Origin of the sequence: Microbacterium sp. LRZ72 (assembly GCF_033792225.1) — a bacterium.
GTDB lineage: Bacteria > Actinomycetota > Actinomycetes > Actinomycetales > Microbacteriaceae > Microbacterium.
Map to the genome: position 1 here is coordinate 174147 of NZ_JANGEX010000006.1, position 14287 is coordinate 188433.

Consider the following 14287-nt stretch of genomic DNA (forward strand, 5'->3'; position numbering starts at 1 on the left):
TCAGTGTCCTTGCTTGCCGAAGGTCGGGTTGTGGGGTTCGCCGAGCGTGATGTGCACGGCCTGCTGGTCGGTGTAGAAATCGATCGAGCGGTAGCCGCCCTCGTGGCCGAGACCCGACGCCTTCACGCCGCCGAAGGGGGTGCGGAGGTCCCGGACGTTGTTGGAGTTCAGCCAGACCATCCCGGCTTCGATCGACTGGGAGAAGTTGTGCGCCCGCCGCAGGTCGTTCGTCCACACGTAGGCGGCCAGGCCGTAGCGGGTGTTGTTGGCCAGGGCGAGTGCCTCTTCCTCAGTGTCGAACGGCGTGATCGCCACGACCGGGCCGAAGATCTCCTCCTGGAAGATCCGGGCGTCGGGCGAGACGTCCGCGAACACCGTCGGCGCGACGAAGTTGCCGGCCGGGAAGCCCTCGGGGCGACCGCCGCCGGCGACCAGGCGCGCCTCGGTCTTGCCGATCTCGACGTAGCTCATGACCTTGTCGAAGTGCTCGGGGTGCACGAGCGCCCCCACCTCGGTCTTCGGGTCGTGCGGGTAGCCGACGACGACACGGGATGCCTGGGCCGCGTACCGCTCGACGAACTCGTCGTAGACGCTCCGCTCGACGAGGATGCGGCTGCCGGCCGTGCAGCGCTCGCCGTTGAGCGAGAAGACGCCGAAGATGGTCGCGTTGATCGCGGCCTCGAGGTCGGCGTCGGCGAACACGACCGCGGGCGACTTGCCGCCGAGCTCCATCGAGAGTCCTTTGAGATGGGGAGCGGCGTTGCCGAAGATCAGCTGGCCCGTCGAACTCTCGCCCGTGAACGAGATGAGGGGGACGTCCGGATGCTTCACCAGCGCGTCGCCGGCATCCTCTCCGAGTCCGTTCACGAGGTTGAAGACGCCCTGCGGCACCCCTGCCTCTTCGAAGATCCCCGCCCACAGCGAGGCCGAGAGGGGCGTGAACTCGGCGGGCTTCAGCACGACCGTGTTGCCGGTCGCGAGGGCTGGTCCGAGTTTCCACGACTCGAGCATGAACGGCGTGTTCCACGGTGTGATGAGGCCTGCGACGCCGATCGGCTTGCGGTTGACGTAGTTCATCTGCCGGCCCGGAACCTTGAACGCGTCGTCGGCCTGCGCCACGATCAGGTCGGCGAAGAAGCGGAAGTTCTCCGCCGCGCGACGGGCCTGACCGAGCGCCTGGGTGATCGGCAGGCCCGAGTCGAACGATTCGAGCTCGGCCAGTCGGGCGTCGCGGGACTCGACGATGTCGGCGATCTTGTGGAGCACGCGCGAGCGCTCGCGGGGGAGCATCCGCGGCCAGGGTCCCTCGGTGAAGGCGCGACGCGCGGCGGCGACGGCGCGGTCGATATCGGCCTTCTTGCCGGCCGCCGCGCGCACGTACGTCTCGTTCGTCACCGGGTCGAGCACCTCGAAGGTCCCGCCGTCGATGCTGTCGACGAACTCGCCGTCGATGTAGTGCTGGATGCTCGTGGGCAGGTTCGCCGGGATGGGGCGGCTCGCCGGTGCGGTTGCGGTGTCGCTCATGAGTTTCCTTACGTTTCAGGCAGACGGGGGAGTGGATGCCGGGGGCGTCCGCGATGCGAGGAAGGCCGACATCGTCGACCACCGGTGCTGGCGCGCCGCCAACTCGATCTCGAGGGGATCAGCTCCGGCGGAGATGAGCTCGACGATCTGTGCGTGCTCCTCGACCGAGTGCTGAGCGCGCCCGGGGACGAACGCGAAGATGGTGTCTCTCAGGCTCGACAGGCGGGACCAGCCGCGTCCGACCAGGTCGAGGATGTGCGGGTTCGGGCAGGGCGCGTAGAGGATCTCGTGGAATTCGCGGTTCAACTCGGTGAAGGCGTGCGGATCGAACCGCTCGAGGAGAGCGGTCATCCTGTCGTTGACGGCAAGGGCGCGGTCGAGGTCCGTCGTCGTGAGCAGAGGTGCCGAGAGCGCCGTCGCCAGACCTTCCACGAGGCCGAGCGTCTGCATCGTGTGAATGTACTCCTCGGCGTCGACGAGGGTGACCCGTGCCCCGACGTTGCGCTCGAACGTCACGAGTCCCTCCGCTTCGAGGCGACGGATCGCCTCGCGCACGGGCACGACGCTCATGCCGAGCTCTGCCGCGAGGGGCGCGAGTACAAGGCGATAGCCCGGGCTGAAGTCGCGGGTCGCGATCCGCTCGCGCAGCCAGGTGTAGGCCCGCTCCGACTTGCTCTCCCCGCCGTCGGACGCCTTGAGAGCCGGCCCATCCGCGCCGGAGCGTTCCTCGTGCCGGAGCGAGCCGACCTCGATCGTCACGGCGCGCCTCGTTCGGCCTCGTACCGGGCGCGCCACTCCTTGCCGAGCGGGAAGAGCCCGTCGACCGCATGTCCCTCTTCGACGCGCGCCGCTATCCAGGTGTCCTCCTCTTCCTGGGCGAGCGCGTCGTCGACGACGTCCTCGACGATCGCGGCGGGGATCACGACCACGCCGTCCCCATCGCCGACGATGACATCGCCGGGGAGCACCGTCGCGCCGCCGCACGCGATGGCCACGTCCGACTCCCACGGCACATGCCGGCGGCCGAGCACGGCAGGATGCGGGCCCGCGGCGAACACCGGCAGTCCGCACGCGGCGACGATCTGGGCGTCGCGTACCCCGCCGTCGGTGACGACGCCGGCCGCGCCGCGCGCGAGGGCCCGCAGCGCCAGAATGTCACCGAGCGTGCCCGATTCCGTCTCGCCGCGCGCCTCGATGATGATGACTTCACCGGGCTCCACCGCGTCGAAGGCGCGCTTCTGGGCATTGAAACCGCCGCCGTGCGAGGCGAAGAGGTCCTCGCGGAAGGGCACGAAGCGCAGCGTCTTGGCCCTGCCGACGAGTCGCGCGTCGTGGCCCAGCGCCCGAACGCCTTCGATCACGACGGCGTTCAGCCCTCGCTTGCGCAGCTGAGCCGAAAGTCCGGCCGTGGGTGCGCGCTCGAGCTTTGCGCGCAGATCGGGGTCGAGCACGGGCTGCGGGGCGGAAGCGTCTGCCGCCGCCGGGAGGCCCGCGGCCTCGCGGGACCCCCAGGCGTCGATTCGTTGAGCATCGTCGACGGCGGGGAGGTCGCCGATCTCGGCATCGAAGGGCTGCGTGCCCTCGGTCACGGTGGTGACGAGACGGCCGGAGGTGGGCGATCCGTCGGCGGATGGCGCATCCACTTCGACCTCGACGACGTCGCCGGGCCGGATGACGCTGGAGCCGGCGGGCGTTCCGGTGAGGATCACATCTCCGGGCTCGAGGGTGAAGTGCTGCGAGAGATCGGCGACGATCCGGGCGAGGGGAAAGATGAGGTCGGCCGTGGTGTCGGCCTGCGCGACCTCGCCGTTGACCCAGGTGCGGATGCGCAATGCCGCCGGGTCGACCATCCGCGCGTCGATCAGCTCCGGACCGAGCGGGGTGAAACCATCCCCGCCCTTGGAGCGCACGTTCGAGCCCTTGTCTGCGGCACGGAGGTCGTAGACCCCGAGATCGTTCGAGGCGGTGACCCAGCCCACGCTCGCCCACGCTTCGTCGACGGCGACCCGGCGCGCGGTGGTGCCCATGACGAGTGCGATTTCACCCTCGAACGCGAGCAATTCGGTGCCGGCGGGGCGTTCGACCGTCCCGCCACTGCTCGCGATGGAACTGGCCGGCTTGAAGAAGTACGAGGGGTTCGCGGGGCGCCGGCCGCGCTGGTCGGCGCGTGACGCGTAGCTCAGGTGCACGGCGATGATCTTGCCCGGCCGGACGGGCAGTGCGCCGAAACCTTCCGGTGTGACGTCCGTCGTCTGTGTCATGAGCTCCCTCGCTGCAGTCGTATCTTAAATCATATACGATCCGCGGATTCGGGCAAGGGGCAGTGCAGATGAGGGAATTCCGGCGTCGAGGCCCTCACCGGGCGTCGTCAGCCTCCGAGGGCGTCGCGGACCGCCGTCGAGCACAGCCTCAGTCGCGCCGCGATGGAGGGTGTCTCGTGTGCGCTCGCCACATAGACGACGGCGATCGCACACGGCTGCCGACCGCGGAGCGTCAGGGGCACGGCGACGGAACGGAGGGTCGGGATGACCTCGTCGTGGCTCGTGGCGTAGGTGAGCGCGACCGCCTGCGCGACGTCCTCGCGTGCCGCCGCGGGCAGATCGGCCGGCCAGAGCGCGGGCGGGAGGGCGGAGAGGATCGCCTTGCCCGGGGCCCCGACGCTCACCGGGTGGCGGGTACCGGGCCGCTGCGCAACCGAGGCGAGGGCGTGCCGCGGCTCCACACTCACGAGCGTCACGCACTCGTCGCGGTCGAGCACGACGAGAAAACACGTCATGCCGAGATCGTTGGCCGCCGCCGTCAGCTCGGGGATCGCTTCAGCCTGCAGGTCGTGCGCCACACCCGCGGCGAGGGCCGCCATCCGCGCACCCAGCTCGACGCGTCCCGCATCGTCACGTGTGACGAGTCCGTGGTCCTCGAGAGTGCGCAGCAGTCGGTATGCCACGGAGCGGTGCACGGTGAGTCTCTGCGCGACCTGATCGATCGTCAGCGAGCCGCGAGCGTCGGCGAGCAATTCGAGGATCCGGATGCCGCGGCTCAGGGTCTGGGAGGCGGGCGGCGTATTCGTGGCCATGTTCCCTCCCGTTGCGCACGCGCCACGCGGCACCTAGGCTCTGTTCGTTAGAAGAACGCTATGTTCGAATATAGAACATCACAGGGTGCGTGGCAAGCGCTCCATCCGCCTTGACATCGTCGTCCGGGGAGGACATCTCATGCAGTTCCACCATCACGGCTACGTGTCGGCCGACCCGCGCGTGCAGGACGCCGCCGGCACCGGCCTCGACCGCCCGGCCGACGTGCCCGATGAGCTGGACGTGCTGATCGTCGGCTCGGGGCCCGCGGGCATGCTCCTTGCCGCACAGATGTCGCAGTTCCCGGGCGTGACGACGCGGATCATCGAGCGCCGGGACGGGCGCCTCGTTCTAGGCCAGGCCGATGGCATCCAGCCGCGCAGCGTCGAGACCTTTCAGGCGTTCGGATTCGCGGAGCGCATCGTGGCCGAGGCGTACAACATCGCCTACATGAACTTCTGGGGGCCCGATCCCGAGAACCCGCAGAACATCATCCGCACCTCCCGCACGGAGGACTACGCGCTGAAGATCAGCGAGTTCCCGCACTTGATCGTGAACCAGGCGCGCGTTCTCGACTACTTCGCGGAGGCCGCGCGCAACGGGCCCGGCCGCATCGTCCCGGACTACGGCATCGAGTTCCTCGGGCTTACGGTGGCTGAGACGGGGGAGTACCCCGTCGAGGTGCGGCTGCGCCACGTCGCGGGGGAACGCGCCGGCCAGGAGCGGATCGTCCGCGCCAAATACGTCGTCGGGTGCGACGGCGCCCGCAGCGGCGTACGCGAGGCGATCGGCCGCAAGCACGTGGGCGAGTTCGCGGCGCACGCGTGGGGCGTCATGGATGTGCTCGTCAACACCGACTTCCCCGACTGGCGCACCAAGTGCGCGATCAACTCGTCGGCGGGAAACATCCTGCACATCCCGCGCGAGGGCGGGTACCTCAGTCGCATGTACATCGATCTCGGCGAGGTCGCGGCCGACGATGACCACCGTGTGCGGCAGACGCCGATCGAGGAGATCATCCGCCAGGCCAACGCCATCCTGCATCCCTACTCGATCGATGTGAAGCAGGTCGCGTGGCACAGCGTCTACGAGGTCGGTCATCGCGTCACCGACAAGTTCGACGACGTGCCGGAAGGCGATGAGCGCTCGCCGCGGGTCTTCCTCACCGGCGACGCGTGCCACACCCACAGCGCGAAGGCCGGCCAGGGAATGAACGTGTCGATGCAGGACGGTTTCAACCTGGGCTGGAAGCTCGGGCACGTCCTCACGGGGCTCAGTCCCGACTCACTTCTGCACACCTACTCGTCCGAGCGGCAGCCCGTCGCCCAGCAGCTGATCGACTTCGACCGCGAATGGTCGTCGCTGATGGCACGCAAGCCGGGCGAGATCTCGGACCCGCAGGACCTCGCCACGTACTATCTGGCGACCGCCGAGTTCCCGTCCGGCTTCATGACGCAGTACGGTCCGTCGACGGTGATCGGCGACGCCACGCACCAGCACCTCGCCCCCGGCTTCCCCGTCGGCAAGCGCTTCACGTCCGTCGAGGTCGTCCGCGTCTGCGACGGCAACGTCGTGCACCTGGGACACCACGCCCGCGCCGATGGGCGCTGGCGGGTCTACGCCTTCGCCGACGCACCCGATGCCTCGCCCGCACTCGATGCGTGGGCGGCGTGGATGGGATCGCCGAACGCGCCGATCGCGCGGCACACGCCCGCGGGCGCCGACCTCGACGCCGTCTTCGACGTGAAGGTGATCTACCCGAAGCCCTTCGAGGACGTCGACATCAACCGTGTTCCCGAGGTCTTCGTGCCGAAGACCGGGGCCCTCGGGCTGACGGACTGGGAGAAGGTGTACGCCGCGCGACCGAGCGCGTGGAGCGATGCCGACATCTTCGTGGAGCGCGAGCTGACCGACGCGGGCGTCGTGGTCGTCGTTCGCCCCGACCAATACGTCGCAACGGTCCTGCCACTGGCGTCCACCGCCGAACTCGCGACATTCTTCGAGCGAGTCATGAGCGGCTCGCCGGCGTAGTGGCGGTTGCGGCGCCGGGGACGGACGCGACCCGCTCTAGAGATGCGCACCGCACCGCGCGTACGCTCGAGACATGAGCGCCGCACTGTTCATCGTCGACGTGCAGAACGACTTCACGGAGGGCGGTGCCCTCGGTGTGGACGGCGGCGACGCCGTCGCCGAGGGCATCACCGCCCATCTGAAGGACCACGCCGACGAGTACGAGATCATCATCGCGTCGCGCGACTGGCACGACGGCGACAACGACAACGGCGGCCACTTCGCCGGCGAGCCGGACTTCGTCGACACGTGGCCGGTGCACTGCGTCGCGGGGAGCGAGGGTGCCGAGTACGACCCGGGCCTCGACACGTCGGCGGTGACGCACCACGTCAAGAAGGGCCAGGGCGTGCCCGCTTACTCGCTCTACGAGGGCGCGACCGAAGAAGGGCGCACAGTGGGCGAGCTGCTCGAGACCCACGGCGTCATCGACGTCGACGTCGTGGGCATCGCCACCGATCATTGCGTGCGTGCCTCCGTGCTCGATGCGATCGAGCACGGACGGCACGTGCGGGTGCTCACGCACTTGATCGCGGGAGTGACGCCCGAGACGAGTGAACGCGCCCTCGCCGAGCTGGGTCACGCGGGGGCAGAGATCTCCTGAGGGTGCGTCCCCGGCAGGTCTCGCCAGGGCATCTGCAAGACTTGCCCCTGTGACCGCGCCCCCACCCGTCCCCCTGTGGCGGCGACGGAGCGTGCGGGTGGCGGTCCTCGTGGCGGCGCTGTTCGCGCTCGTCTACGCGGCGGTCATCGTCCTGTACGCCCAGAGCGGGCAGGTCGAGACCACCGAGGATTTCATCGCCGATCCCGACGCCGTGCTGCTCGTCGTCGAGCCGACCGCGGTGGATGCTGTCGCGGACCGCATCACGGTGTCGGTCGAACTCGCGAACGCGGGCGCAGCGGGCGATGGGCTCGCGCCCGACGAGACACTCACGGTCGTGCTGTTCGGGGTGGACGGCGAGCGCACGATCGAGTACAGCCCGGATCGCTTCTCGGGTCGCACGAGCGTCGAGGTGATCACAGAGGGGTCGGTCGAGGCGTGGCCGTTCGACACCCACCAGGGCCTGATCGCTCCGCTGGCCTACCGCATGGTCGACGGCGAGCCCGAGCTGCTGCCGACGCAGGTGTATGCCGAAGGCAAGGTGGCGGGCTGGAATATCGCGGCCCAGGAGGGTCTGATGGGCGAGGGCGGCGTTCTCGAGTCCGAGGGAGAGGACGCGGACGTCGTCCAACCTCAGGCCGACGACGAGGAGCTTCGCGCCGTCGTGTTCAGCGCGGACCGCTCCGGATCGACCGTCGCATTCGGCATCGTGCTGCTCGGCCTGATGATCGTCATGCCCGTTTTGGTGCTGATCGTCGCCGTCACGGTGTTCATCGGACGCCGCCGCGTCGAGCCCGACTTTCTCGGCTGGATCGCCGCCATGCTCTTCGCGACGATTCCCCTGCGCACGTTCCTGCCCGACGCGCCGCCCATCGGGTCGTGGATCGACTACCTCATCGTGCTGTGGGTGTTCGTCGGACTGGTCGGCGGGCTTGCGCTCTACGTCGCCGCGTGGCTGCGGCACACGCACGCTCCGGCTCAGCCCTCGGCGTGACGCTGCAGAAAGGCGTACACCTCGGAGTCGTCGACACCGGGAAAGGCCCCGCGCGGCAGCGGTGAGAACATCTGCGTGTGCACGCGGGCCGAGGGCCACGCCTTACCCTCCCAACGCTCGATGAGGTCGCGGGAGGGCCGGCGGCAGCACGATTCGTCGGGGCACGCCGAGGTGGCACGCACCGTCGTCTCTCGCCCGCGGAACCATCGGGCGTCGTCGAAGGGAACGCCCACGGTGATCGAGAACTCCCCGTCCGTGGTCGTGCCCGTCTGGGTCGAGCACCAGAACGTCCCCCCCGGGGTGTCGGTGTACTGGTAGTGCTCCGTCGTGCGGTTCTGCTGAGCGAAGGCGCTGCGTGCGGCGAACCGGCGACACGCCACCTGGCCTTCCACCGAGCCCGTGACGTCCATCGGCAGAGGCAGGCCGTCGTTCTCGTATACGCGCTGGAGCGTGCCATTGTGGTCGGCCCGCAAGAAGTGCAGCTTGATCCCCAGGTGCTGCGTCATCAGGTTCGACATGCGCATGCCCGCGGCCTCGTGCGTCACGCCGAAGGCATCGCGAAAGTCCTCGACCGCCAGGTTGCGGTCCTTCTTCGCCTGCTTCAGGAACGCCACCGCATTGCCCTCGGGCATCAGACAGCACGCCGCGAAGTAGTTGATCTCGAGCCGCTGCTGCAAGAAGTTCGCGTAGTCGGTCGGTCGCGTATGGCCGAGCAGGCGGTGGGCCATCGCCTGCAACGCCATCGACCGCAGACCGTGCCCCCCGGGGATGGATGCCGGGGGCAGATAGACGCGCCCGTGCTCCAGGTCGGTGATCGACCGGGTCGAAGAGGGCAGATCGTTCGCGTAGATCAGCTCCAGTCCCAGCCGCTCCGCCATGATGCTGACCGTGCGGTGCGTCAGGGCTCCCGAGGTGTGTCCGGCCTGTCGCAGCTGCTTCTCGGCGATCTGTTCGATCTCGGGCAGGTAGTTGTCGATCGCGCGCATCCGCAGGCGCAGCTCGGTGTTCGCCCGGCGGGCCTCCTCGGGCGTGGCGATCGCCTCGCGTTCGCGACGCTGCAACTCGCGGTGCAGGCCGAGGATCGACTCGAGGGTCTCGTCGGACATGCCCTTGGTCACGCGGACAGGTGAGATGCCGAGCTGACGGAACACCGGGCTCGCCTGCGCGCGGTCGAGTTCGATCTCGAGGGCGGCGCGCCGATTGGGCGGCTCGCCCGAGATCAGGTCGCCGACCTCGGTGACGGTCGCATCGGCGATCGCCTGCAGGAGTGAGAGCTTCGGCTCTCGTTTTCCGTTCTCGATCAGACTCAGCTGGCTGCCTGCGACACCGCAGCGCGTCCCCAGCTCGTCGAGGGTGAGTCCCGCCTGCGTGCGGTGGTGGCGGATGCGATGCCCCAGCGTGGTGAGTTCGATGCTCGAGACCATTCCTTGATCATATTGCAAGAATGACGATTCTTAATCCTTGAAAGTCGGGAAAGGATCCGGATCGATCGTGTGGAATAGAACCACTCGAGAAACGGAGCGACACCATGGCCCTCGCAGAGACCTTCCGCAGCCGCACCGGCCCCGCTCACCGTCGCGTGACGGAGTTCGGGCAGGCTCCCGCCCCCGAACCCGGCCTCTCCGATCTGCACGCGTGGGTCGACGCGATCGCCACGCTGACGCAGCCCGACCGCATCCACTGGGTCGACGGTTCCGCCGCGGAGAACGACGCGCTGCTGCGGCAGATGGTCGACGACGGCACGCTGATCAAGCTGAACCCCGAGTGGCGTCCTGGCTCCTACCTCGCCCGGTCGCACCCGGGCGATGTCGCGCGCACCGAGGGCCGCACGTTCATCGCCTCGGAGCGGCAGGAGGACGCCGGTCCCACCAACAACTGGGCCGATCCGGCCGAGATGCGCGACACGATGACCGAGATCTTCGCCGGCAGCATGCGCGGTCGCACGATGTACGTCGTGCCTTTCTCGATGGGCGCCGTCGGTGGACCGCTCTCGCACATCGGAGTGCAGATCACCGACAGCCCGTACGCCGTCGCCTCGATCGGCATCATGACCCGCGTCGGAGCCGACGTCACCCGCAAGATCGCGGAAGGCGAGCCCTGGGTCAAGACGGTGCATTCCGTCGGCGCGCCGCTCGAGCCCGGGCAGGAGGATGTCGCCTGGCCGTGCAACGACGAGAAGTACATCGTCCACTTCCCCGACACGCTCGAGGTCTGGTCCTACGGCTCCGGCTACGGCGGCAACGCCATCCTCGCCAAGAAGTGCTTCGCGCTGCGGATCGCCTCGGTCATCGGCCGTGACGAGGGGTGGCTCGCCGAGCACATGCTGCTCATCCGGGTGATCGATCCCGAGGGCAACCGGTACCACATCGCGGCGGCGTTCCCCTCGGCGTGCGGCAAGACCAACCTCGCAATGCTCCGTCCGACCATCCCCGGCTGGCGGGTCGAGACGCTCGGCGACGACATCGCATGGCTGCGTCCGGGCGAGGACGGACGGCTCTGGGCAATCAACCCGGAAGCGGGATTCTTCGGCGTCGCCCCAGGCACCGGCGAGTCGACGAACGTCACGGCGGTCGAGACCCTCTGGGGCAACACGATCTTCACCAACGTGGCACTGCGCCCCGACGGCGACGTCTGGTGGGAGGGCCTGACGGACGACGCCCCGGCCCATCTCACCGACTGGCAGGGCAACCCCTGGACGCCCGACATGGACCGCCCGGCCGCGCACCCGAACTCCCGGTTCACCGTGAGCGCCGGGCAGTGCCCCCAGATCGCGCCCGATTGGGACGCCCCCGAGGGTGTGCCGCTCGACGCGATCCTCTTCGGCGGTCGGCGCGCGACCAACGTGCCGCTGGTCGTGGAGGCCACGGACTGGACGCACGGCGTGTTCATGGGTTCGAACATCTCATCCGAGCGCACCGCCGCCGCCGAGGGCACCGTCGGCGAGCTGCGGCGCGACCCGTTCGCGATGCTGCCCTTCTGCGGCTACAACATGGCGGACTACTTCGGTCACTGGCTCAGCGTGGGGCAGAAGCTGCGTTTCGACCGCGCGCCGCGCATCTTCCAGGTCAACTGGTTCCGTCGCGGTGACGACGGGCGCTTCCTGTGGCCCGGGTTCGGTGACAACGTGCGCGTCATCGAGTGGATCGCGCGGCGGCTGCGCGGCACCGTCGGGGCCGTCGACACGCCCATCGGCCGTGTCCCCGAGATCTCCGAGCTCAATCTGGACGGCGTCGACGTCGCACAGGACGACCTCGAGGAGATCTTCGCCGTCGACCCCGAGACCTGGAAGGTCGAGGCGGATCTGACGGAGCAGTTCTACGCGACCTTCGACGGACGCGTGCCGGCCCCGCTGCAGGCGGAGCTGGCCGCGTTGCGCTACCGGCTCGCGGAGGCGGCGCGCTCCAGCAGCTGAACGGGCCGGTTGCCGTTCGAAACACCATCGTTCGCTCGAGACGCCCCGCATCGCGGTATGTCTCGCGCGAACGATGGCGTCTCGCAGATGCGGAGCGCCGCGCGGCGTCCGCGCATGACGGGACGAGGCGCCGGGCCGTCACGCCAACAGCTGGTGGCGAGCGAGTTCGCGGTACAGCGGCGTCGTGTCGAGCAGCTGTGCGTGCGTGCCCTGACCGATCACCCGGCCGTGGTCGAGCACGATGATGAGGTCGCTGTCGATCACCGTCGACAGGCGGTGCGCGATGACCAGCAGCGTGCGGCCGTGCGCGACGGCGTCGATGGCGTCCCGCATCCGCCGTTCGTTCGTGCCGTCCAGCGACGACGTCGACTCGTCGAGCAGCAGGATCGGGGGAGCCGCGAGCAGGGCGCGCGCGATGGCGAGTCGCTGGCGTTCGCCTCCGGAGAGCATCACGCCGTCCTCGCCGACGGGAGCGTCGATGCCGAGCGGGCTGCGCTCGAGCACCTCACCGAGGTTCACCTCGCGCAGCACGCTCTCGCAGGCCGCATCCGTCGCGTGCGGCGAGCCCAGGCGCAGGTTGTCGGCGATCGTGCCGGCGAGGGTGGGCGCATCCTGCTCGACGTACCCGAAACGGGCCCGCAGGGCCAGGCGGGGCATCTCGCGGATGTCGGTGCCGTCGACCAGCACGGCGCCCTCCGTCGGGTCGTAGAACCGCTCGATGAGCGCGAGGATGGTGCTCTTGCCGGCGCCGCTCGGGCCGACGAGTGCGACGCGCGCGCCGCGGGGGACATCGAAGCTCACGCCGCGCAGCACGTCGCGGCGCGCGGCGACCGTGTCTTCGCGGGGGAGGGCCACCTCCACGTCGGGCTCGGCGGAGACGGTCTCGACGTGCGCCTGCTCGAGCACCGCGCGCGCCTCTGCCGCGGCGCGCTCGCGCGCGGCGACGACCGCGTCGGGATAGCGAAAGCGCACATCGCGGAAGGCGATGGCGGCTGACGTTCCGGCGGTGGACGCGGCGGTGTGCGCCGCACTCCGATCGGTCTCGGCGTCGTCGGCATCCTCGCGGGGCAGGTCGAGGATCTCCTGGATGCGGCCGAGCGCCCCGAGCGCCTGGCTGACGCTGGTGATGGCGCCGAACGTGGTCGCGAGCGGGGCGATCAGCAGGAAGAGGAACATGACGAAGGTCACGAGTTCGGCGATCGAGATCGCGCCGGCGGCGACCCGATAGCCGCCGACGCCGAGGACGGCGAGCAACGACAGCTGCAGGGCCACGCCGGCGATCGGCACGACCAGCGCCGAGACCTTCGCAATGCGCACCCCGACGTGGTACGCGCTCGTGGCCATGGTCGAGATCGCGCCCACTTCGCGCTCGGTCGCCCCGGCGGCTCGGATCGTGCGGATCGACCCGACCGCCCGCTCGACGCCGGAGGCGATCTCCCCGACACGCTCCTGCTGCTCGGTCGAGGCGGTGCGGATGCGCCCGCTCAGCAGCACGACCACCACCACGGACGTGCCGATGACGAGGGCGATCAGGCCGAGCAGCAGCGGGTCGATGACGAGCATCGCGATGATGGCTCCCACGAGGATGAGCGCGTTGCCCACCGCATCCGCCAGGCCCTGGGTGAGCACGGCGTAGAGCAGGGTGGTGTCCGTGCCCACCCGCGAGACGAGGTCACCGGTGCGGCGGGCGTCGAATTCGCGGATAGGGAGGTGCAGGATGCGCGAGATGAGCTTACGGCGGCTCGAATACACGACGGCCGTGCCCGTGCGCTGCAACAGATAGTGCTGATAGCCGGAGATGACGGACGAGACCACGACGAAGCCCACGAGCAGCCAGACGAGCGCGCCGAGCGACAGCTCGCGCTGTACCCGCGAGATGACCTCTCCGACGAGCAGCGGCTGCACGAGGGTGGCCACGGCACCGAGCACGCTCAGCACGGCGACGACCACGAGCACCTTCTTGTGCTCGAACAGGAAGGGCAGCAGCTGCCCGAACGAGGCCCGAGGGCCCTCGGGCTGCGTACGACGGCCGCGTCGCCGGGCGGGCGGGGACGAGGTGTGAGTGCTCATGGGACTGTCCTGATTCCGGGGTCGCCACGACCCCACCCTCGACCGTACTTCGTCCCGGCATGCAAGAAGGCCCGGACCGCGAGGGGCCCGGGCCTTCTTGCGTCGGCCGGTCAGTGGGCCATGTTGTTGAGTGCGTCGGTGTCGATGGTGGCGAGGGAGTGGGTGTCTTGGAAGGCGCGGATGCCGTGGATGCCTTGTTCGCGTCCGTAGCCGGATTGTTTCATTCCGCCGAAGGGTGCGCGCAGGTCCAGGCGGGTCGCGCCGTGGTCGTTGATCCAGACGTAGCCGCATTCGAGTTGTTTTCCGATGCGGGTGGCGGTGTCGTGGTCGCCGGTCCAGACCGATCCGCAGAGTCCGCCCCAGGTGTCGTTGGCGAGGTGGATGGCTTCGTCTTCGGTGTCGAACGCGATGATGGGGATCACGGGTCCGAACTGTTCCTGGGTGACGATGCGCAGGTCGCTGGCCGGGTTGATGACCAGGGCGGGGCGGAGGAAGTTCCCGCCGGCGAGGTCGCCGGTGGGGAGGGTGCCGTATTCGCGGACGTCGGC

Annotated in this window: 11 protein-coding genes; 4 read left to right on the plus strand and 7 right to left on the minus strand. The window is 69.2% G+C overall.

Features of this window, described 5'->3' with window-relative positions; genetic code table 11:
- From hpaE to M4I32_RS08970, 4 genes are all read right to left on the minus strand, one after another.
- Complete coding sequence (gene hpaE, locus M4I32_RS08955) at nucleotides 1-1524, minus strand: 5-carboxymethyl-2-hydroxymuconate semialdehyde dehydrogenase (protein ID WP_319034129.1); 1524 nt, start codon at nucleotides 1522-1524, stop codon at nucleotides 1-3.
- A gap of 15 nt (nucleotides 1525-1539) precedes the next feature.
- Nucleotides 1540-2283 (minus strand): GntR family transcriptional regulator, encoded by a 744-nt coding sequence (locus M4I32_RS08960; RefSeq protein WP_319034130.1) that lies wholly within the window; start codon nucleotides 2281-2283, stop codon nucleotides 1540-1542.
- Nucleotides 2280-3785 (minus strand): fumarylacetoacetate hydrolase family protein, encoded by a 1506-nt coding sequence (locus tag M4I32_RS08965; protein WP_319034131.1) that lies wholly within the window; start codon nucleotides 3783-3785, stop codon nucleotides 2280-2282. Before M4I32_RS08965 ends, M4I32_RS08960 begins: the two co-directional genes overlap by 4 nt.
- A gap of 107 nt (nucleotides 3786-3892) precedes the next feature.
- A complete protein-coding gene (locus M4I32_RS08970; RefSeq protein ID WP_319034132.1) occupies nucleotides 3893-4597 on the minus strand; it encodes an IclR family transcriptional regulator in 705 nt (234 codons plus the stop codon).
- Between the two features lie 139 nt (nucleotides 4598-4736).
- On the opposite strand from M4I32_RS08970, the gene M4I32_RS08975 reads away from it, so the two are divergent.
- The 3 genes from M4I32_RS08975 to M4I32_RS08985 all read left to right on the plus strand — a co-directional run bounded on the left by M4I32_RS08975 (nucleotide 4737) and on the right by M4I32_RS08985 (nucleotide 8257).
- On the plus strand, nucleotides 4737-6626 hold the full coding sequence (locus M4I32_RS08975; protein WP_319034133.1) for an FAD-dependent monooxygenase: 1890 nt from the start codon (nucleotides 4737-4739) through the stop codon (nucleotides 6624-6626).
- A 73-nt stretch (nucleotides 6627-6699) separates the two neighbouring features.
- Nucleotides 6700-7266 carry an isochorismatase family protein gene (locus tag M4I32_RS08980; protein WP_319034134.1) on the plus strand — a complete coding sequence of 189 codons (567 nt, stop codon included), beginning with the start codon at nucleotides 6700-6702 and terminating at the stop codon, nucleotides 7264-7266.
- A gap of 49 nt (nucleotides 7267-7315) precedes the next feature.
- Complete coding sequence (locus M4I32_RS08985; RefSeq protein ID WP_319034135.1) at nucleotides 7316-8257, plus strand: DUF4436 family protein; 942 nt, start codon at nucleotides 7316-7318, stop codon at nucleotides 8255-8257.
- On the opposite strand, the gene M4I32_RS08990 is transcribed toward M4I32_RS08985, so the two are convergent.
- Complete coding sequence (locus tag M4I32_RS08990) at nucleotides 8242-9681, minus strand: helix-turn-helix domain-containing protein (RefSeq protein WP_319034136.1); 1440 nt, start codon at nucleotides 9679-9681, stop codon at nucleotides 8242-8244. The two genes, M4I32_RS08985 and M4I32_RS08990, sit on opposite strands and share 16 nt — an antisense overlap.
- A gap of 104 nt (nucleotides 9682-9785) precedes the next feature.
- On the opposite strand from M4I32_RS08990, the gene M4I32_RS08995 reads away from it, so the two are divergent.
- Nucleotides 9786-11669 (plus strand): phosphoenolpyruvate carboxykinase (GTP), encoded by a 1884-nt coding sequence (locus tag M4I32_RS08995; RefSeq protein ID WP_319034137.1) that lies wholly within the window; start codon nucleotides 9786-9788, stop codon nucleotides 11667-11669.
- A gap of 138 nt (nucleotides 11670-11807) precedes the next feature.
- On the opposite strand, the gene M4I32_RS09000 is transcribed toward M4I32_RS08995, so the two are convergent.
- A complete protein-coding gene (locus M4I32_RS09000; protein WP_319034138.1) occupies nucleotides 11808-13739 on the minus strand; it encodes an ABC transporter ATP-binding protein in 1932 nt (643 codons plus the stop codon).
- Nucleotides 13740-13849: 110 nt separating this feature from the next.
- The coding region (locus M4I32_RS09005) for an aldehyde dehydrogenase family protein (RefSeq protein WP_319034139.1) at nucleotides 13850-14287 on the minus strand (438 nt) is incomplete at its 5' end.

What these genes read in the sequence shown, in the direction of transcription:
- M4I32_RS08995 (WP_319034137.1), top strand. Translation starts at nt 9,786, where the DNA reads ATGGCCCTCGCAGAGACCTTCCGCAGCCGCACCGGCCCCGCTCACCGT.
- M4I32_RS08970 (WP_319034132.1), bottom strand. Translation starts at nt 4,597, where the DNA reads ATGGCCACGAATACGCCGCCCGCCTCCCAGACCCTGAGCCGCGGCATC.
- hpaE (WP_319034129.1), bottom strand. Translation starts at nt 1,524, where the DNA reads ATGAGCGACACCGCAACCGCACCGGCGAGCCGCCCCATCCCGGCGAAC.
- M4I32_RS08965 (WP_319034131.1), bottom strand. Translation starts at nt 3,785, where the DNA reads ATGACACAGACGACGGACGTCACACCGGAAGGTTTCGGCGCACTGCCC.
- M4I32_RS09000 (WP_319034138.1), bottom strand. Translation starts at nt 13,739, where the DNA reads ATGAGCACTCACACCTCGTCCCCGCCCGCCCGGCGACGCGGCCGTCGT.
- M4I32_RS08975 (WP_319034133.1), top strand. Translation starts at nt 4,737, where the DNA reads ATGCAGTTCCACCATCACGGCTACGTGTCGGCCGACCCGCGCGTGCAG.
- M4I32_RS08980 (WP_319034134.1), top strand. Translation starts at nt 6,700, where the DNA reads ATGAGCGCCGCACTGTTCATCGTCGACGTGCAGAACGACTTCACGGAG.
- M4I32_RS08990 (WP_319034136.1), bottom strand. Translation starts at nt 9,681, where the DNA reads ATGGTCTCGAGCATCGAACTCACCACGCTGGGGCATCGCATCCGCCAC.